The sequence below is a fragment of the Aromatoleum diolicum genome (assembly GCF_012910955.1).
In the GTDB taxonomy this organism is placed as follows: domain Bacteria; phylum Pseudomonadota; class Gammaproteobacteria; order Burkholderiales; family Rhodocyclaceae; genus Aromatoleum; species Aromatoleum diolicum.
On the sequence record NZ_WTVQ01000013.1, the window covers coordinates 43,984 to 63,364 of the forward strand.

Annotated in this window: 21 protein-coding genes; 16 read left to right on the top strand and 5 right to left on the bottom strand. The window is 62.3% G+C overall.

Annotation, left to right across the window (positions count from 1 at the left end):
- From pyrH to GPA25_RS09695, 15 genes are read left to right on the top strand one after another with little or no spacing between them, the layout of a single operon-like run.
- Entirely contained in the window at positions 1-717 is a 717-nt protein-coding gene (gene pyrH / locus GPA25_RS09625) for a UMP kinase (RefSeq protein WP_169260162.1), read from the top strand.
- A gap of 10 nt (positions 718-727) precedes the next feature.
- Entirely contained in the window at positions 728-1,285 is a 558-nt protein-coding gene (frr, locus tag GPA25_RS09630; RefSeq protein ID WP_169260223.1) for a ribosome recycling factor, read from the top strand.
- A gap of 48 nt (positions 1,286-1,333) precedes the next feature.
- Positions 1,334-2,143, top strand: coding sequence for a polyprenyl diphosphate synthase (gene uppS, locus GPA25_RS09635; RefSeq protein ID WP_169260224.1), 810 nt, complete (start codon positions 1,334-1,336; stop codon positions 2,141-2,143).
- Positions 2,136-2,963 carry a phosphatidate cytidylyltransferase gene (locus GPA25_RS09640; RefSeq protein ID WP_169260163.1) on the top strand — a complete coding sequence of 276 codons (828 nt, stop codon included), beginning with the start codon at positions 2,136-2,138 and terminating at the stop codon, positions 2,961-2,963. Before uppS ends, GPA25_RS09640 begins: the two co-directional genes overlap by 8 nt.
- 3 nt (positions 2,964-2,966) lie before the next feature.
- Positions 2,967-4,169 (top strand): 1-deoxy-D-xylulose-5-phosphate reductoisomerase, encoded by a 1,203-nt coding sequence (ispC, locus tag GPA25_RS09645; RefSeq protein WP_169260164.1) that lies wholly within the window; start codon positions 2,967-2,969, stop codon positions 4,167-4,169.
- Entirely contained in the window at positions 4,166-5,530 is a 1,365-nt protein-coding gene (rseP, locus tag GPA25_RS09650) for an RIP metalloprotease RseP (RefSeq protein ID WP_169260165.1), read from the top strand. The genes ispC and rseP overlap by 4 nt, the downstream gene beginning before the upstream one ends.
- 7 nt (positions 5,531-5,537) lie before the next feature.
- Positions 5,538-7,838, top strand: a complete 2,301-nt coding sequence (bamA, locus tag GPA25_RS09655; RefSeq protein WP_169260166.1) for an outer membrane protein assembly factor BamA — start codon at positions 5,538-5,540, stop codon at positions 7,836-7,838.
- A 34-nt stretch (positions 7,839-7,872) separates the two neighbouring features.
- Positions 7,873-8,376, top strand: a complete 504-nt coding sequence (locus GPA25_RS09660; protein ID WP_169260167.1) for an OmpH family outer membrane protein — start codon at positions 7,873-7,875, stop codon at positions 8,374-8,376.
- A gap of 7 nt (positions 8,377-8,383) precedes the next feature.
- Positions 8,384-9,415, top strand: coding sequence for a UDP-3-O-(3-hydroxymyristoyl)glucosamine N-acyltransferase (gene lpxD, locus GPA25_RS09665; RefSeq protein WP_169260225.1), 1,032 nt, complete (start codon positions 8,384-8,386; stop codon positions 9,413-9,415).
- Between the two features lie 5 nt (positions 9,416-9,420).
- Positions 9,421-9,858 (top strand): 3-hydroxyacyl-ACP dehydratase FabZ, encoded by a 438-nt coding sequence (gene fabZ, locus GPA25_RS09670; RefSeq protein ID WP_169260168.1) that lies wholly within the window; start codon positions 9,421-9,423, stop codon positions 9,856-9,858.
- Positions 9,855-10,625 (top strand): acyl-ACP--UDP-N-acetylglucosamine O-acyltransferase, encoded by a 771-nt coding sequence (gene lpxA, locus GPA25_RS09675; RefSeq protein WP_169260169.1) that lies wholly within the window; start codon positions 9,855-9,857, stop codon positions 10,623-10,625. The genes fabZ and lpxA overlap by 4 nt, the downstream gene beginning before the upstream one ends.
- A 4-nt stretch (positions 10,626-10,629) precedes the next feature.
- Positions 10,630-11,805, top strand: coding sequence for a lipid-A-disaccharide synthase (gene lpxB, locus GPA25_RS09680; protein ID WP_169260170.1), 1,176 nt, complete (start codon positions 10,630-10,632; stop codon positions 11,803-11,805).
- Positions 11,778-12,392: a ribonuclease HII gene (gene rnhB, locus GPA25_RS09685; protein WP_169260171.1), complete on the top strand. Its 615-nt coding sequence runs from the start codon at positions 11,778-11,780 to the stop codon at positions 12,390-12,392. Before lpxB ends, rnhB begins: the two co-directional genes overlap by 28 nt.
- Positions 12,389-12,844: a CopD family protein gene (locus GPA25_RS09690; RefSeq protein WP_169260172.1), complete on the top strand. Its 456-nt coding sequence runs from the start codon at positions 12,389-12,391 to the stop codon at positions 12,842-12,844. Before rnhB ends, GPA25_RS09690 begins: the two co-directional genes overlap by 4 nt.
- 19 nt (positions 12,845-12,863) lie before the next feature.
- On the top strand, positions 12,864-13,658 hold the full coding sequence (locus GPA25_RS09695; RefSeq protein WP_169260173.1) for a TrmH family RNA methyltransferase: 795 nt from the start codon (positions 12,864-12,866) through the stop codon (positions 13,656-13,658).
- A gap of 56 nt (positions 13,659-13,714) precedes the next feature.
- On the opposite strand, the gene bioD is transcribed toward GPA25_RS09695, so the two are convergent.
- Genes bioD through bioA form a run of 5 tightly spaced genes read right to left on the bottom strand, consistent with a single transcriptional unit; the run spans position 13,715 to position 18,433 of the window.
- Positions 13,715-14,392: a dethiobiotin synthase gene (bioD, locus tag GPA25_RS09700; RefSeq protein WP_169260174.1), complete on the bottom strand. Its 678-nt coding sequence runs from the start codon at positions 14,390-14,392 to the stop codon at positions 13,715-13,717.
- The gene (gene bioC, locus GPA25_RS09705; protein ID WP_343034886.1) at positions 14,385-15,203 is read right to left on the bottom strand and encodes a malonyl-ACP O-methyltransferase BioC; all 819 of its coding nucleotides are present in this window, start codon (positions 15,201-15,203) and stop codon (positions 14,385-14,387) included. Before bioC ends, bioD begins: the two co-directional genes overlap by 8 nt.
- Positions 15,196-15,951, bottom strand: coding sequence for an alpha/beta fold hydrolase (locus GPA25_RS09710; protein WP_169260176.1), 756 nt, complete (start codon positions 15,949-15,951; stop codon positions 15,196-15,198). The genes bioC and GPA25_RS09710 overlap by 8 nt, the downstream gene beginning before the upstream one ends.
- Positions 15,948-17,108, bottom strand: a complete 1,161-nt coding sequence (gene bioF, locus GPA25_RS09715; protein WP_169260226.1) for an 8-amino-7-oxononanoate synthase — start codon at positions 17,106-17,108, stop codon at positions 15,948-15,950. The genes GPA25_RS09710 and bioF overlap by 4 nt, the downstream gene beginning before the upstream one ends.
- A gap of 5 nt (positions 17,109-17,113) precedes the next feature.
- Positions 17,114-18,433: an adenosylmethionine--8-amino-7-oxononanoate transaminase gene (gene bioA, locus GPA25_RS09720; protein WP_169260177.1), complete on the bottom strand. Its 1,320-nt coding sequence runs from the start codon at positions 18,431-18,433 to the stop codon at positions 17,114-17,116.
- Between the two features lie 145 nt (positions 18,434-18,578).
- Here bioA and yaaA point away from each other — a divergent pair, with 145 nt between their 5' ends.
- Positions 18,579-19,364, top strand: coding sequence for a peroxide stress protein YaaA (gene yaaA / locus GPA25_RS09725; protein ID WP_169260178.1), 786 nt, complete (start codon positions 18,579-18,581; stop codon positions 19,362-19,364).
- The last annotated feature ends 17 nt before the right edge of the window (positions 19,365-19,381 follow it).

The following is a 19,381-nucleotide window of genomic DNA, read 5'->3' on the forward strand; positions in this document are numbered from 1 at the left end:
ATGAGTGTCGCCGCCTACAAGCGCATCATGTTGAAACTGTCCGGCGAAGCCCTCATGGGCGACGACGCGTATGGCATCAACGAAGAGGTGGTCAGCCGCATCGTCGCCGAAATCGCCGAGGTCACGCGCCTCGGCGTGCAAGTCGGCGTGGTGATTGGCGGCGGCAACATTTTCCGCGGCATGAAGGGCGCGTCATCCGGCATGGATCGCGCCACCGCGGACTATATGGGCATGCTTGCGACCGTGATGAATGCGATGGCCCTGGCTGACGCGTTCCGCCGTGCTGGTGTCGAGGCGCGCGTGCAGTCGGCACTGCGCATCGACCAGGTTGTGGAACCCTACATCCGCGGACGCGCTATCCGGCACATGGAAGAAGGGCGTGTCGTGATTTTTGCCGCCGGTACCGGCAACCCGTTTTTCACTACCGATACTGCGGCAGCCCTGCGTGGCTCTGAAATGGCTGCACAGATCGTGTTGAAGGCTACCAAAGTCGATGGCGTGTATACCGCCGATCCCCACAAGGATCCCAGCGCGCAGCGCTACCATCGCATCAGTTTTGATGAAGCCATCGGCCGCAATCTCGCGGTGATGGATACCACCGCTTTCGCGCTGTGTCGCGATCAGAAACTGCCGATCAACGTGTTCTCGATCTTCAAGCCGGGCGCACTCAAGCGCGTCGTGCTGGGTGAAGACGAGGGCACGCTGGTTCATTCCTGAGGACTCGATGATGATTGCCGAACTCAAGAAAACGACCGAGCAGAAGATGCAGAAGTCGATCGACGTGCTCAAGGCTGACCTGGCCAAGGTCCGCACGGGCCGTGCCCACACCGGCCTGCTCGATCATGTGATGGTCGAGTACTACGGCAACATGGTGCCGATCAGTCAGGTCGCCAACGTGACTCTGGTCGATGCGCGCACCATTGGTGTGCAGCCCTGGGAGAAGCCCATGGTTCAGAAAGTCGAAAAGGCGATCCGCGACAGCGATCTCGGGCTGAATCCGGCCAATCAAGGCGACATTATCCGCGTTCCGATGCCCGCGCTCACGGAAGAGCGTCGCCGCGATCTGACGAAGGTAGTGCGCCATGAAGGCGAGAATGCCAAAATCGCGGTGCGCAACCTGCGTCGCGACGCCAATCAGCAGCTGAAGGACGCGATAAAGGACAAGACGATTTCCGAGGACGACGAACGTCGTACTCAGGATGACATCCAGAAACTGACCGACAAGCACATCAACGAAATCGACAAACTGCTCGCACAAAAAGAGCAGGAACTGATGCAGATCTGATCCGCGAGGATCTGTATGCACAACCGGACGGGACGCGGGAGACGCATTATGGCGGGTTCGCCCTTTACCAGTTCCACGCGCGACGTCCCCGAAGTGTCCGGCATTCCGCGACATATCGCTATCATCATGGACGGCAACGGGCGGTGGGCGCGCAAGCGTTTCATGCCTCGAGTTGCCGGCCATGGGCGCGGTGTCGAGTCGGTGCGCTGCGTCATCCGCGCGTGCATGGAGCGCGGCGTTTCCCATCTCACGCTGTTTGCATTCAGTTCAGAAAACTGGCGCCGGCCTGCCGACGAAGTTTCGTTCCTGATGCAACTGTTCATGCGCTCGCTGCAGAAGGAAGTCGACCGTCTGCACGAGAACGGAATCCGCTTTCGTGTCATCGGGGATCTCTCGCGTTTCGATCCCGCGCTGGTCGACATGATTCGACGGGCGGAAGTCCGCACCGCTGCAAACGAAAAGCTCACTTTGACGATCGCAGCAAACTATGGCGGACGGTGGGACATTCTGCAGGCCGTGACCCGAATGCTGGAAAGAAATCCGGATCGGCGCAGCGGCTTCACTGAGGAAGAACTGAGCGCCGAGCTCTCGCTGAACTACGGCCCGGAACCGGATCTGTTCATCAGGACAGGGGGCGAGCAGCGCGTCAGCAATTTTCTGCTGTGGCAACTGGCCTATTCGGAACTGTACTTTACCGACACGCTCTGGCCGGATTTCGATGAGAACGCCCTCGATTTGGCGATTCGTTCCTATCAGGCGCGCGAACGGCGCTTCGGTCGCACCAGCGAGCAGTTGAGCGACACGGAAAGCGTGGCGACACCTCGCCCGACGGATCGTGCAACGGGCGACCATGCTTAAAACCCGGGTCATCACGGCACTCGTTCTCCTCGCCGGCCTACTTGCAGCGATATTCCTTCTTCCACCGCTTGGCTGGCTCGTGCTCGTGAGCTTCGTTTGCGCCGGTGCTTCGTGGGAGTGGGGCGGTTTAGGCGGCTTCTCATCCTGGCAGCGCGGCGTTTTCGCGGCCATGATGGGTGCAGCCTGCCTGCTCATTGGGGCAGTAAGCGGCTTGTCGCAAACCCTTCAGTTTCCGCCGGTTCGGCTCACCGGATTTTATCTCGTCAGCGGCTTATTCTGGCTTGCTGTCGTGCCATTCTGGCTCGGCAGCAAATGGCGTATCAGCGGTAGCGCGAGCGCGGTAGCGGTCGGCCTGGTCGTTCTGGTACCGCCCGCCCTCGCGATGGCGCATCTACGCCTGGTCAGCCCCTGGCTCCTCCTCGCGGCGATCGCCTCCGTATCGGTGGCCGATATTTCGGCATACTTTACCGGTCGCGCCTTCGGGCGCCACAAGCTGGCGCCGGGAATCAGCCCTGGCAAGACGTGGGAGGGTGCAGCCGGAGCCGTCGCCGGCGTGATGGCCTTCGGGTTGATGCTCGTGCTTACCAGCAGTTCGGAATTGGTGCGCGGTTTTTCGCTGCCAATTCTATTACCCCTGCTTGTCGCCTTCACCGCTGTAAGCATTCAGGGCGATCTGTTCGAGTCATTGCTCAAGCGGCAAGCCGGTGTAAAGGATAGCGGTGCCCTGCTGCCCGGGCATGGCGGCATACTCGACCGCATCGACAGTCTCACTTCCACTCTTCCGCTGGTGGGCCTGGCGGCTCTCTGGTTCGCATATTGATCGATGCCTGAAACGAATTTTCAACGGATAACCGTGTTGGGCGCGACGGGCTCTATTGGCATGAGCACGCTCGATGTGATCGCCCGTCACCCGGACCGCTTCCAGGCCTTCGCACTGACCGCGCAGGTCCAGGTCGAGCGAATGTTCGAGCTGTGCGTACGCTTTGCGCCGCGATATGCAGTGATGGTCAATCTGGCGGCAGCATCCGAACTTCGAGAGAAATTGCGGGCGCACGGCGGGGTAACCGAGGTGCTGGCGGGAGCGGATGCGCTGTCCATGGTCGCCACCCACGACGAAGTGGATGCGGTGATGGCGGCAATCGTCGGCGCAGCCGGTCTGGTGCCAACATTGGCTGCAGCGCGTGCAGGCAAACGGATTCTGCTCGCCAACAAAGAAGCTCTGGTCCTTTCCGGAGCTCTGTTCATGGAGGCCGTTGCGGCGAGCGGCGCACAATTGCTGCCTATCGACAGCGAGCACAATGCCGTGTTTCAGGCGCTTCCCGGCAGCTATGTGCGCAATCCCGACGAACGCGGGATTCGGCGCATCCTGCTGACGGCCTCAGGAGGGCCGTTCCGCGAGCGTTCGCTCGAAAGCCTTGAGGGTGTGACGCCCGATCAGGCCTGCGCGCATCCGAACTGGGTGATGGGACGAAAGATCTCGGTCGATTCGGCAACGATGATGAACAAAGGGCTAGAGGTCATCGAAGCCCACTGGCTGTTCGGTGTTCCCGCCGAACGTATCGACGTCGTCGTGCATCCGCAGAGCGTAATCCACTCGATGGTCGAATATGCGGACGGCTCAGTGCTTGCGCAATTGGGTAACCCCGACATGCGTACGCCGATCGCGCATGCGCTTGCGTACCCGGAGCGGATCGATGCGGGAGTGAAGTCGCTGGACCTCTTCGAGATCGCCCGCCTGAGTTTCGAGCGACCGGATTTCCAGCGTTTCCCCTGCTTGGCACTTGCCTACCAGGCTCTGCGCGAAGGGGGGGCAGCCGCCGCGGTGTTGAATGCAGCGAACGAGGAGGCCGTGGCAGCCTTTCTCGAAGGGCGCCTTGGTTTCAGGCGCATCGCCGATGTTATTTCCGCTTCGCTGGAACGAGCTGTCGGCTTGCCGGTCGACTCGATCGAGTCAATCATCGATACGGATGCCCGCGCACGCGACATTGCGCGTAGCGAAATTCTCGTCCGCCAGACGCGCCAATGAATTTACTTGAATACCTGATCCCGTTCGTTCTCGCCTTAGGCCTGCTGATCCTCGTTCATGAACTGGGCCACTACCTCGTGGCACGCTGGTGCGGCGTCAAGGTATTGCGCTTCTCGATCGGCTTCGGTCGTCCGCTGCTGAGCTGGACCGCCGGCGCCGATCGCACGGAGTGGGCGCTGGCGGCGTTTCCGCTTGGCGGCTACGTCAAGATGCTTGATGAGCGGGAAGGGGAGGTGCCGGCGGCGGAGCTTCATCGCGCCTTCAATCGGCAGGTCGTCGGACGGCGCTTTGCGATTGTCGCTGCCGGGCCGATTGCCAATTTTCTGCTTGCGATCGTGCTCTACTGGGGCCTGTTTGTCACCGGAACGGAAGAACTGAAGCCACAGCTAGCCCTGACGGGAGCGCAGAGCATCGCGGCTGACGCAGGGATCCGGGAAGGCGATCTGGTCGTGGCGGTTGACGATGAGCCGGTACGAAGCTGGCCCGAACTGCGCTGGGTTTTGCTCCGCCACGCTCTCGACGCACGTGAAGTGACGCTCAGGGTGCGGACCGCGGAAGGCGTCGATGCATTTCGTGCCTTGAATCTGAGTGGTATCGCCATCGAGGATGGCGAAAACGATCTCATCACGAATATCGGTTTGCGCCCTTGGCGTCCAATAATTGAGCCGGTAATCGGCAAGATCGTGGAAGGAGGGGCCGGCGCTCGGGCGGGTTTGATGGCGGGCGATCGCTTTGTTTCGCTGGACGACAAACCGCTTGATTCGTGGGTCGATCTCGTCGAGCGCGTTCGCAATAATCCTGGTCGTCCACTTCTCGCCGGGATTCTGCGAGACCAGCGCCCCATGGAGATCAAACTGACTCCCGACGCGGCGGACGAGAAGGGCGTTCAGGTCGGGAGAATCGGGGTGGCCGTTGCCGAACCCAAAGGCGGCCGTGAAGCGATGTTTGCCGTGGTGCGTTATGGTCCCGTCGACGGCCTGGTCAAGGCGCTGACACAGACTTGGGAGACCAGCGTGCTGAGCCTGAAGATGATCGGGCGCATGATTACCGGCGAAATATCCTGGAAGAATCTCTCGGGACCCGTAACGATTGCGGATTACGCTGGCCAGTCGGCAAGGCTCGGTCTTGACCACTATCTCAAGTTTGTCGCGCTGATCAGCATCAGTCTCGGTGTGCTGAACCTGCTCCCCATCCCGGTGCTGGATGGCGGGCATTTACTGTATTATGTGATAGAGATTATCAAGGGCGGTCCCATCCCCGAGCGCATCATGGAGATCGGTCAGCAGATCGGTCTGGTTGCACTTGCGATGCTGATGGCATTTGCCTTTTACAACGACATAAATCGTCTCATTTCCGGCTGAATCCCTGATGAAACACAAGCTTATTTCCGGGCTCATCGCGGCCCTGTTCGCCGCTGCCCCGGTGTTCGCCTTTGAGCCCTTCACGGTCAAGGATATCCGTGTCGAGGGCATTCAGCGCACCGAGGCTGGCACCGTGTTCAATTATCTGCCTGTGCGCGTAGGTGAAACCTTCACCGAAGCGCAGGCGGCCGAAGCCATTCGGGGCCTGTTTGCGACGGGCTTCTTCAAGGATGTGCGCATCGAGGTCGAAGGCGATGTGCTGGTCGTGCTCGTCGACGAGCGTCCCGCAATTGCGCAGATCGACTTCGTCGGAGTCAAGGAATTTGACAAGGACGCGCTGAAGAAAGGGCTGCGCGAAGTTGGCTTGTCCGAATCGCGCATCTTTGATCGCGCGCTTCTTGAACGTGCCGAGCAGGAGCTCAAGCGCCAGTATCTGAGCCGCGGCAAGTACGCAGCGGTGATCGAAACGACCGTGACCCCGCTTGAACGAAATCGCGTTGGCATCAACTTCAAAGTGGAAGAAGGAGATGTTGCGAAAATTGCCCAGATCAACATCATAGGCAACAAGGCGTTCAAGGAATCCGAACTGCGCGGGCTGTTCCAGCTCACTACGCCGGGCTGGCTGACCTGGTACACGAAAAACGACCAGTATTCGCGCCAGAAACTGTCGGCGGATCTGGAAAATCTTCGCTCGTATTATCTGAATCGCGGCTACCTCGATTTCAATATCGATTCGACCCAGGTTTCGATCACGCCCGACAAGAAGGATATCTACATCACCCTCAGCATCACCGAGGGGGAGCGTTATACGGTGTCGGCGGTACGTTTTGCCGGCGATCTGGTGTTGCCCGAGACCGAGTACCACAAGCTTGTGGCGATCAAGCCCGGTGAGATTTTTTCGCGTGAAAAGCTCACCGAGACAACGAAAGCGGTTGCCGATCGTCTGGGCAATGAAGGTTACGCATTTGCCAACGTTAATGCCGCACCCGAGGTAGATAAGGAAAAGCGTGAGGTGGCGTTTACCATCTTCGTCGATCCGGGTCGTCGGGTATATGTGCGGCGAATCAACGTCGGCGGCAATACGAAGACGCGCGACGAAGTCGTACGGCGCGAAATGCGGCAGATGGAAGGCGCCTGGTATGACGCGGCGCAGATCAACCGGTCGCGCACGCGCATTGACCGCCTGGGGCACTTCGAGGAGGTCAACGTCGAGACGCCGGCGGTGACGGGTACGACCGATCAGGTGGACGTGAATTTCAACGTCAAGGAACGGGCCACCGGCAATCTCTCGCTGGGTGCGGGATTTTCGAGTTCCGAGAAGGTGGTGCTGTCAGCGTCGGTGTCACAACAGAACCTGTTTGGTAGCGGCAATGCGCTGACACTCGCCGTGAACACCAGCAAGTCGAGCCGGACCTACGCGCTGTCCTTCACGAACCCTTACTACACGCTCGATGGCGTGAGCCTGGGCTGGGATCTTTACCATCGCACTTACGATCCTTCGGATTCGCTGTCGGTGGCGCGCTACAAGACCGTGTCGACCGGTGCGGGCGTGCGTGTCGGATTCCCGATCGGCGAGGACGACTCGATCAATTTCGGCCTTGCTGCGGATCGTACCGTCATCACGACGTTTGATGACAGTCCCCAGCAATACCTGGATTTTTGCGATCCCAACAAGGACGATTTCAACTGCGATGCCGTGACCAGTCTCATGGCATCGGCCGGATGGGCGCGGGACACGCGGGATAGCGTCATTTACCCGCGCAAGGGCAGTTACCAGCGCGTGTTTGGTGAAGTTGCCGTGCCGCCGGGCGCGCTGAAGTATGCCAAGGTGAATTATCAGTACCAGCACTGGTTCCCGTTCGGTCGTGACTACGCGTTGATGCTCAACACCGACCTCGGCTGGGCCAAGGGGTACGGCGGCAAGCCGCTGCCGTTCTACAAGAACTTCTATGCTGGCGGCATCGGTTCGGTGCGTGGTTTTGAGCAGAGCTCGATCGGCCCCAAGGATGAGGTCAGTGAGGACGCGCTCGGGGGCAACCGGCGCCTGATCGGTAATGCCGAATTTTATTTCCCGCTCCCGGGATCGGGTATGGACCGCTCGTTCCGCATGTCGGCCTTCGTCGACGTCGGCACGGTGTGGGGCTCCGGCGACAAGGCGAATTTTGGCGACCTGCGCTACAGTACAGGTTTGGCGTTCTCTTGGAGTTCGCCGATCGGACCGCTCAAGTTCAGTCTCGGCATTCCCCTCAAGAAGCAGGATGGCGACGAACTTCAGAAGTTCCAGTTCCAGCTCGGCTCGGTTTTCTGATCGGCCATACAGCCCGATTCCGTTGGAGATATACGTGAAAGTTACGACCCTGTCCGTTCTCGCGGTTGCAATTCTGAGCATCGCCGCACCTGCCGCATCCGCCGAGTCGAAGATCGGCTTCGTCAACTCCGATCGGGTGATGCGCGAAGCGGCACCTGCGGTGCGTGCGCAGCAGCGCCTCGAAAAGGAGTTTGAAAAGCGGGATCAGGAATTGCAGCGTCTGGGCAAGGAATTGCAGACTTTGCAGGAAGACCTCGAGCGCAACGGTGTGACGATGGCCGAAGCCGACCGTCGCACCAAGGAACGCAACTTTAATGATCTGAATCGTGATTTTCAGCGCAAACAACGCGAATTTCGCGAGGATCTGAATCAGCGTCGCAATGAGGAACTCGCTTCAGTGCTGGAGCGCGCCAATCGTGCAGTCAAGCAGATTGCCGAGGCGGAGAAGTACGACGTGATCCTGCAGGAAGCCGTGTATGCCAGCCCGCGTATCGACATCACCGACAAGGTGGTCAAGGCGCTTGCTGACGGTAAGTAAGGCTCACATGGACGTGAGGTTCCGGCTGGACGAGCTCGTCGCCCGATTGGGGGGCGAATTGGTGGGGGAGCCCGCCACGACGGTGCGGCGGGTTGCAACGCTGGATCAGGCGGGCGAGGGCGATCTGGCCTTTCTGGCGAATCCGAAGTATCAGTCGCGCGTCAAGAGTTGTCGTGCCTCGGCCGTCATCCTGGCTCCCGCAGCGCGAGATCTGTCGGATCTGCCACGCATCATCGTGGGGGATCCTTACAGTTATTTCGCCCGTGTGGCGCAGCTTTTCAATCCCCCTGAAGTCTTCGCTCCCGGCGTTCATCCCGGCGCGAGCGTGGCCAGCCCCATTCCGTCTTCGGTAACGGTCGCTGCAGGCGCGTCGATAGATACCGACGTCGAACTGGGTGAGCAAGTAGTGATAGGTGCGGGATCCCGGATCGGTCGCGGTGTACGCATCGGCTCGGGGACGCGTATCAATGCAAACGTGACCGTCTATCACGACTGCGTGATCGGCGCTGGCTGCATCGTGCATGCCGGGGCCGTGATCGGATCCGACGGATTCGGGTTTGCGCGTGAGCGTGACGGCAGCTGGATCAAAATTCCGCAGGTCGGCAGAGTCGTGGTCGGTGATGACGTGGAGATCGGAGCCAATACGACGATCGACCGCGGTGCGCTCGACGACACGGTGATCGGAAACGGCGTCAAGCTCGACAACCAGATCCAGATCGGCCATAACGTGCGCGTCGGAGACAACACTGCGATTGCGGGCTGCGTAGGGGTGGCCGGAAGTACGACAATCGGCGCACGCTGCATGATTGGTGGGCAGGCGGGCATCATCGGCCACCTCAGGATTGCTGACGATGTGGTGGTTTCGTCCGGGACACTGGTGACCAAGTCGATCACCCGTGCCGGCGTGTACACCGCCAACTTGCCGGTCCAGGGCCACGGCGACTGGGTGAAAAACTTTGCCCACCTGCGCCATCTGGACGCACTCGTCGATAGAATACGCGCCCTCGAACAACGCCTTGAAGAATCAACGCCTGAGTGAGCTCCATGGACATCAACGAAATTCTCCAGTATCTGCCGCATCGTTATCCGTTCCTTCTGGTGGACCGGGTGCTGGAACTGGAAGAGGGCAAGCGCATCCTCGCGCTGAAGAACGTGACGATGAACGAACCGTTCTTTCCGGGACACTTTCCGCATCATCCGGTCATGCCGGGGGTGCTGATCGTCGAGGCCATGGCGCAGGCTGCGGCCTTGCTGTCATTCAAGACGATGGGTGTGAAGCCGGACGAAAACTCGGTGGTCTATTTTGCCGGTATCGACAATGTGCGCTTCAAGCGGCCGGTGGTGCCGGGAGACCAGCTGCTGTTCGACGTGTCGATCACGCAGAGCAAGCGCAATATCTACAAGTACAAGGGGGTCGCGCGGGTGGGTGACGAGGTGGCGACCGAGGCTGAACTGATGTGCGCGCTCAAGACCCTGTCATGATTCACGCGACTGCCATCGTCCATCCTGGTGCGAAACTGGGGGCGAACGTTGCCATCGGAGCGTACTCGCTCGTCGGCGAGCATGTCGAAATTGGCGACAACACCCGCATCGGACCGCACGTAGTCGTCGAGGGGCATACGAAGATCGGTCGTGACAACGAGATCTTCCAGTTCTGTTCGATCGGCGCGGTGCCGCAGGACAAGAAGTATGACGAGGAGCCGACCCGGCTGGAGATCGGCGATCGCAATACGATCCGCGAGTTCTGCTCGTTCAACGTCGGCACCAGCCAGGATGCCGGTGTGACCCGAATCGGCAACGACAACTGGATCATGGCCTACGTGCATGTGGCCCATGACTGTCACGTCGGGGATCACACGATTTTCGCGAACAATGCGACACTCGCGGGTCACGTCCATGTTGGCGACTGGGCGATCCTCGGGGGGTTTACCGGGGTGCATCAATTCGTGCGCGTCGGGGCACACAGTTTCTGCGGTGTCGGTACCGTGTTGCTGCAGGACTTGCCGCCGTATGTGACGGTGGCGGGCAATCCCGCCAAGCCGCACGGCATCAACAGCGAGGGCTTGCGTCGGCGCGGATACTCCGCCGAAGGCATCGCGGCGATCAAGCGTGCCTACCGTGCCCTGTACCGTTCCGGTCTGAGTCTCGACGAAGCGCGCTCGCGGATCGCGGAAATCGCTGCAGAGCATGCGGAAGTGTCGGCATTTGCGGCGTTCGTGGCATCGTCTGCGCGCGGTATCGTTCGCTGATTGCATGGCACCCCGAATTGCGATGGTGGCAGGCGAGGCGTCCGGAGACTTGCTTGCCAGTCACCTGATCCGCGCACTCAAGCAGCAAATGCCGGATGCCGAGTTTTTCGGCATCGGCGGGCCAAAGATGCAGGCCGAAGGCTTCAATGCGCTCTGGTCGTGCGAACGGCTCGCGGTCCATGGCTATGTCGACGCTCTCAAGCGCTATCGGGAATTGTCGGGGATCCGCAGGAGCATGTTGCGGCGCGTGCGGCGGGAACGTCCCGATGCCTTCATCGGGGTCGATGCACCGGACTTCAATCTCTGGCTGGAAGGGAAGATCCGTTCGTCCGGGATTCCGGCGATCCATTTTGTCAGCCCGTCGATCTGGGCGTGGCGGGGCGGGCGGATCAAGGGCATCGCGCGCTCCGTGTCGCACATGCTGTGCCTGTTTCCCTTTGAGCCCGCGCTATATGAGAAGGCGGGGATCCCGGTTAGCTATGTCGGGCACCCGCTCGCGGATGTTTTCCCGCTGCAGCCGAACCGCAGTGCTGCACGCGAACTTCTGGGGCTAAGCGATTGCCCGCGCGTGATCGCCTTGTTGCCAGGCAGTCGGCAATCCGAGGTGGGCAATCTAGCGCCGATCTACATTGCGACCGCTCGGATACTTGCGGAGCGTCATCCGGACATTTCTTTCGTCGTACCGCTGGCGACGCGCGAGACACGGCTGCTGTTTGCCGAAGCCTTGCGGGTTGCGGACGCCGAGGACTTGCCCATCCGGATGCTGTTTGGTCATGCCGTGGATGCGATGACGGCGGCCGATGCGGTGCTGGTGGCGAGCGGCACGGCCAGCCTGGAGGCGGCCCTGCTCAAGCGGCCGATGGTCATCAGTTATCGCATGGGGAAGTGGCAGTACCGACTAATGAAACGCATGGCCTATCTGCCGTGGGTGGGCTTGCCGAACATCCTGTGCAATGAAAGCGTGGTGCCAGAACTGTTGCAGGACGATGCGACACCCGAGGCCCTGGCTGATGCGCTGGATCGCTGGCTGAGTGACCCCGACGCATGCGCGCAAGTGGCGCAACGTTTCGATGTACTGCACCGACAATTGCGTCAGAACACCGCTGAAAAGGCGGCCGCGGCGATCCTGCCGTATCTCAACCGGACTCCCGAATGGAAGCCGTCCCGTCAACCGGCCTGATTTGCGGCGTCGATGAAGCCGGGCGCGGGCCATTGGCCGGCTCGGTGGTCGCCGCCGCGGTAATTCTCGATCCGGCCCGGCCGATCGAGGGCCTGAACGATTCCAAGAAGCTGAGCGAACGCGCGCGCGAACGCCTGGCCGGGCTGATCCGCGAGCGGGCGCTGGCGTGGGCGGTCGCGGAGGCCAGTGTCGAGGAGATCGACCGACTCAACATTCTGCATGCGACGATGCTGGCGATGCAGCGTGCGGTGATGGGGCTTGCATGCGTGCCGGATTTGGTGCGGGTCGATGGCAACCGCTGTCCGGCGCTGGCTGTTGCGTGCGAGGCGGTGGTGAAGGGCGATGCGACGGTGCCGGCGATCGCGGCGGCGTCGATCCTCGCCAAGACGGTGCGCGATGCCCAGATGGTGGCGCTCGACGCGGAATTCCCGGCATACGGTTTTGCGGGTCACAAGGGCTATCCTACGGCGGCGCATTTCGCTGCGTTGCGCCGGCATGGCGTGATCGATTGCTATCGGCGCAGTTTTGGTCCGGTACGTGATCTTTTGAATAATCCGGAACTCTGGCCCGCGGGAACGCTTGTATGACGTTTCATCACTTGATGCTATTCGTGCATCTGCTGGGCGTGGTCGTGTGGGTCGGTGGGATGGCTTTTGCCTATCTGTGCCTGCGCCCGGCGATGATGGTCCTGCCGCCCGCGCAGCGCTTGCCCGTGTGGGCGGGTGTGTTTGCGCGATTTTTCCCGCTGGTATGGGGTTCGGTCGTGTTGATTCTCGGCGCTGGCATCACCATGCTGCTGGACACCGGGTTCGCGCGCGCACCGACGGCCTGGCATGTGATGCTGCTGACCGGTTTGGTAATGATCGGCGTTTTCGTATCGATCTGGTTCGGACCGTGGCGTCGCTTGCGCGCTGCTGTGGCGCGTGAGGACTGGGCGGCGGGGGCCTTTGCCCTCAATCACATTCGTCAGCGCGTGGGTTTCAACCTGGCGCTGGGGATTGCGACAATCGCAATTGCGACGCTGGGTCTGGGTGTCTGACGCGTCGTCGGGTTCTGTCGTGAGATCCATCACTTCGCGGGACAATCCCGCGGTCAAGCGACTGCATGGCTTGGCCACCTCGGCGCGCGACCGGCGCAGCGTTGGCCAGACTCTACTGGATGGCGCTCATCTGGTGCGCGCCGCTCTCGATGCCGATTGGCCGCTGCGCGAGCTGGTGGTGAGCGATCAGGGCTTGGCACGTGAAGAGGTTGCCGCTCTGGTCCGCCGCTGCGAAAAGCTGGCGCAACTGCACCTGACGGACGCGTTGTTTGCGCATGTCAGTCCTGTCGACACGCCGTCAGGTGTGCTTGCCGTGATCGACCTTCCGGAATCTGCGCCGCTCGAGGTGTTCGATGATTCGCTCCTCGTGCTCGACGGGGTGCAGGACGCCGGCAATCTTGGGACGATTTTGCGTACCGCGGCCGCTGCAGGTTTGCGCGACGTGCTGCTGACGGCCGGCTGCGCGCAAGCCTGGTCGCCGCGCGTATTGCGGGCCGGCATGGGCGGACATTTCTGTCTGCGTATCCACGAGCAGGTTGAGGTCGCGCAGGTGCTGAAAAACTACGCCGGCCAGATTCTGGCGACCGGGCTCGGAGCCGGCGCCCGCATAGTGTATGACTGTGATCTGCGCGGGCCGGTGGCGTGGCTGTTCGGGGCCGAAGGGCGGGGTCTGTCAGCGGAAGTGGCGGCACTGGCGCGCGGCATGGTGGTGATTCCGATGCCGGGTGCCGTCGAGTCCTTGAATGTCGGCGCGGCGGCGGCGATCTGTCTGTTCGAGCAGGTGCGGCAGCGTCGCACGTCCGGCCCGGCATAAGGGGAAGTATGCGTTATCCACCCGTTAGTCGCCCCGTCGTCCGCGCAGACGGGGCCTCAGGCTGGCAAGCGCAGGGCCTGCGCGGCGATTGCCGGATCGCGGTCCGCGACATGAGGAATTGTCCCCAGTAGCGGGGCCGGTACGCGCGCCTGCAGCGCGGCGAGGTTTTCCTCGAAGCGGAGCATCCCCGGGTCAATCCGGTTCGCGATCCAGCCGGCCAGGCGGAGTCCGCGCGTTGCAATCGCCTCGACTGTCAGTAGCGCATGGTTGATACAGCCGAGCCGCATGCCCACGACGAGAATCACAGGCAGGTCGAGGTCGACGGCGAGATCGGCGGTGTCATAGTCAGCCCCCAGCGGTACGCGAAAGCCGCCGACGCCTTCGACGATGACGACGTCCGCCCGGGCGCGCAGATTTTCAAAGGCAGCGCGGATACGCGTCGGGTCGATGTTGACGCCCTCTTCGGCGGCAGCGATGTGCGGTGCGACGGGATTCCGCAGGCAGTATGGATTGAGGTCCTTCAGCCCGGGGTCGAAGCTGCCGGCCGCGCGCAGGCGTGCGGCGTCCTCGTTGACCCACTCGCCATCGATATGTTCGGCGCCGGCGGCGACCGGTTTCATGCCAAGTGCGCTGCAGCCATTTGCACGTGCCGCATGGAGCAGGGCGCAGGTGACGAAGGTCTTGCCGATTTCGGTATCGGTTCCGGTGAGGAACCAGGCGCGGCGTTCAGTCATTGGCGGTTTCCGGCTTCTTCAGAGCGAGGAGAATCAGATCGTAGGTTGCGGGGAACATTCCGTCGTCGCGTCGGTGGGCCTCATAGCAGGCTTCGAGCGCGCGCCACGCGGCACGTCCGAGCGGCTGGCGACGGCGTTCTTCGCCAACGTGGTGCGCGCCGATGGCCTTGATGTCGCGCAACAGGCTGCGCAGGTCGGCGGCTAGCGCGAAGGCGGGGCGTTGGTCTTGTGAACGGAGGGAAAAGCCGGCCCGCCGAGCGTGCTCGATCCACTGCTCGGCGGGGTGAAAACGGATCACATGCTCGGCCTGATCGACGGTGGCGAAGGCCTCGCGGAGTTCCCATAGCGTACGCGGACCAAGGGTTGCTATCCACGCGATGCCGCCGGGGCGCAATACGCGCGCCAGTTCGGCAAGGGTGAGTGATGGATCGCACCACTGCAGCGCGAGACTGGACCAGATCGCGTCGATGGCGCCGGATGCAAGCGGCAGCGCTTCGAGGTCGGCGCACAAGGGGACTATCGCGCGATGGCCTTCGGCGGCACTCGTCACGCGGGCGAGCATCGCCGGTGCAAAGTCGAGTGCGATCAGTTCGGCATCGGGATACTCGCCGGCGAGCAGATGCAGTCCGTAGCCGGTTCCGCAGCCGGCATCGAGCACGCGCCTGACCGGAGTGGCAGGGCGCTGCGCCGACGAGAGCGCTGCAAGCCGGTGGCAGATTTCGCGTTGTACCGCGGCCGCGCTGTCGTAGCTCTCGGCTGCGCGGTCGAAAGCCTTGCGTACGGACTGCTTGTGACGGGTTCGTTCAGTCACGCAGGGCTCCGGCGATGAGCGCGGCACAGTCGTCGGGGCGCGAGAGGAATGGCACATGTCCGCAATCGTCGAACAGCGTGAGTTGCGAATGTTCACAGTGATCGGCGAGCCATCGGGCCGCTGTCGCCGTCATCAACGCATCGCCCGCGCCGTGAATGATATGCACCGGCTGGCGAATATCGCGCACGATGGGGCGCAGATCGGTGTTCGCCAGGAGCTGGAGTCCATCGGCCAAGGATTTTGCCCGATCGCCGTCGAGCGTGGTCAGCGCGGCGTTGAGCCCCGCACCGACGGTGCGTCGGCGCGCGTCGCCGAGCGCCTGCAGCGCGATGAAGCGGCGTAGCGTGATCGCGGGATCGGCGGCGAAGCTGGCGATGAAGCCGTCGACGGTATCGGCGTCGAGTCCGTGCGGCCAGGGGGCGGCGTCCTCGCCTGAGCGGGAGACGAAACATGGCGAGCTACCGATCAGGATGAGGCGCTCGACCCTTTCCGGGTAGCGGTGCGCGAGGTCGAGTGCGATCAGCCCGCCTAGTGACCAGCCGCATAGTACGGCGTGCTCCGGCAGGTCCGGGAGGAGCGTATCGCTCCATCCGGCAATGTCGGCGCGCGCGGCAGGCGGGGCGGCGCCGTGCCCGGGCAGTTCGGGGGCGAGGACGCTCAGGTCGGGCGGGAGCGCGTCACGAAGTCGGGACCATACCTGTGGTCCCAGCCCCCACCCATGGAGCAGAACGAGGTTGTGAGTGCTCACGCACCGTGCTCCAGTTGCATGAGCGTCTGGGCGAGGCGATGCACGTCGTCACTGCTGTGTGCCGCCGTCAGCGAGATCCGTAAGCGTGCGCTACCCTGCGGCACGGTCGGCGGACGGATCGCGGGCACCCATAGCCCGGTGTCCCAAAGCGCTCGAGCAGCCGCGACGGCTTCGGCGTTGTCACCAATCAGCACGGGCTGGATTGGCGTGCGCGAGGGCATCAGTTGCCAGCGTTCCAGTTTCAGCTCGGTATGCAGCTGGGCGATCAAGCCGGCAAGCTGCGCGCGACGGGACTCGCCGTTCTCGATCAGTTCGAGGCTTTTCAGCAAAGCGGCGGCCAGTGCAGGGGACGCGCCGGTGGTGAAAATGTAGGTGCGTGCCTTCTGCATCAGCCATTCGACGACATCGGCCTGTCCGGCGACAAAGGCTCCCGATACGCCGGCCGCCTTGCCCAGTGTGCCGACGTAAATCAGGCGCCACGAGGCGAGGCCGGCTTCGCGCAGCGCTCCGCGCCCTTCGGGACCGAGTACGCCGAAGCCGTGGGCGTCGTCGACCATCAGCCAGGCATCGAAGCGTTCTGCGAGTTCGAGCAGTGCTGCGAGGGGGGCGACGTCGCCGTCCATGCTGAACACCGAGTCGGTGACGATCAGCTTGCGTTTCGCGCTACTGGCGGCGAGTGCGCGTTCGAGCGCCGCGACATCGGCGTGCGGGTAACGATGAAGCTCGGCACGCGATAGCAGGGCACCATCGACCAGCGAGGCGTGGTTGAGGCGGTCCGCGAAGATGGCGTCGCCGCGACCGACCAGCGCGGGAATCGTGCCGGTGTTGGCCATGTAGCCGGTCGAGAAGTAGAGCGCCCGTTCGCAGCCGACGAAGACGGCGAGGCGTGCTTCAAGCGTGTCGTGGATCGTGTAGTGACCGCTGACGAGGTGCGAGGCGCCAGAGCCGCTGCCCCAGCGTTTCGCGCCAGTCTGCAATGCCCGCGCGAGCTCAGGTTCGGCGGCAAGGCCGAGGTAGTCGTTGCTGCAGAAGGCCAGCATGTCGCGGCCGTTTACCCGCGCATGCGGCCCGCAGGGCGTATCGAGGCCGCGCCGGACCCGTTTGAGCGAACGGGCATCGAGTTCGGCCAAGTCGGCCTTGAGTGCGTCAAGCAGCATCATGGTCAGGCCAGAGCTTTGACAAGCGCGGCGGTAGCGCCGTCGACCAGGTGACGGACTTGTAAGTCGTCGAGCACATAGGGGGGCATGAAATAGACGGTGTTGCCGATCGGGCGCAGCAATACGCCATGCTCGAGACCGGCTGCGAAGAAGCGACGGGCGAAGTCCGGGCGCTCGGTGGCGACGTCGAACGCGAGGATCATGCCGCGTTGGCGCAGGTGGCGCACCATTGGATGATCGCCAAACTTTTCGCGCACTGCGTCGCCGATACGCTGTGCGAGCCCGCGATTAGCTGCGAGTACGTTGTCCTGTTCGAAGATGTCGAGCGTCGCGAGTGCCGCGCGGCAGGCGAGCGGGTTGCCCGTGTAGGAGTGCGAATGCAGGAAGCCGCGGCTCGTGGCGTCGTCATAGAACGCGGCGTAGATCGTGTCGGTCGTCAGTACCAGCGACAGTGGCAGGTAGCCGCCCGAGATGCCCTTCGACAGGCAGATGAAATCGGGCCAGATGCCGGCCTGTTCGCAGGCGAAGAAGGTCCCCGTGCGTCCGCAACCGACCGCAATCTCGTCGGCGATGAGATGCACTTCGTAACAGTCGCATAAGCTGCGCGCGAGACGCAGGTATTCCGGGTCATACATCACCATGCCGGATGCGCCCTGCACCAGAGGTTCGACGATCAGTGCTGCGGTGTCGCGGTGATGGTCCGCGAGATATGCTTCCAACACGGCAGCGGCGCGGCGGGCGACGTCGGCGGGTGACTCGCCGTCCTGTGCCAGGCGTGAATCGGGTGTCGGCACGAGGCTGCCGGCACGCACGAGCGGCGCGTAGGCATCGCGGAAGATCGCGACGTCGGTGACGGCCAGCGCACCGACGGTCTCGCCGTGGTAACTGCCGGAAAGACTGACGAAGCGGGATTTTTCCGGACGGCCGAGATTGCGCCAGTAATGGACGCTCATCTTCAGTGCGATTTCGGTGGCGGACGCACCATCCGAAGCATAGAAGGCATGGCCGAGACGCTGGCCGGTAAGGGTGGCAAGGCGCTCCGATAGTTCCACCACAGGTTCGTGCGTGAAACCGGCGAGCATCACGTGTTCGAGCCGCTCGAGCTGATCGCGCAAAGCGGCGTTGATGCGCGGATTGCAGTGCCCGAAGAGATTCACCCACCACGAACTGATGCCGTCGAGAAGGCGTCGGCCGTCCGCATCGATCAGCCACGGTCCTTCGCCGCGCACGATTGGAATCAGCGGCAGCGTTTCGTGCTGCTTCATCTGCGTGCAGGGATGCCAGACGGCCTTTAGGGATCGGTCGAGCAGGGTGTTTGAGGACATCAGGGGTTCCGGCGGCGTGCGACCGGCAAATGTCGCGCAAGTGAGCGGGCCGTGTCAAACGCGACACTGTCCTGACTTTGTCGCGGACCCGGAGGAGGGTGATTTGTTACCATGTGCCGTCCCCCAACGCAAAGAACGAATCCGTATGATTTTCGTCATTTCCCCGGCCAAGGCACTCGATTTCGATACCCCTCCCGTAGTCGATGCATTCACGCAGCCCGATTACCTGCAGGAAGCAGGCGAACTGATCGGCATCATGCGACAGAAGTCGCCAGCGGAGGTCGCCGCCTTGATGCATCTATCGGATCAGCTCGCGACGCTGAACGCGGCCCGTTACGAGACCTGGGCGCCACCGTTTTCGCTGGCGAATGCGAAGCAGGCGGTGCTGGCGTTCAACGGCGACGTGTATGAGGGGCTGGATGCCGCGAGCCTGTCGCCGGTGGAACTGAAGTGGGCGCAGGGGCATTTGCGCATTCTGTCCGGGCTTTACGGGGTCTTGCGACCGCTCGATCTGATGCAGCCCTACCGCCTGGAGATGGGCACGCGACTGCCCAATCCACAGGGAAAGAATCTCTACGCCTTCTGGGGCGACAAGCTGACCGTGGCGCTGAATCAGTTACTTGTGGCGGAGCGCGGGGCGGGCAAGGAGGGAATCCTGGTGAATCTGGCGTCGGACGAGTACTTCAAGTCGGTCAAGGCGACGAAGCTCGCTGGCCCGGTGGTAACGCCGGTGTTCGAGGACTGGAAGGGCGGACGTTACAAGATCATCAGCTTCTACGCAAAGCGCGCGCGCGGCCTGATGAGCCGCTATGCGATCCACAACCGGGTGGAGGATGTGGAAAGCCTGAAAGGCTTCAACCTCGAGGGTTACGCCTTTGCGCCGGAAGCGTCGGACGGGACGACGCTGGCGTTCAGGCGGCGTATCGACTGAAACCCCTATGATCATCC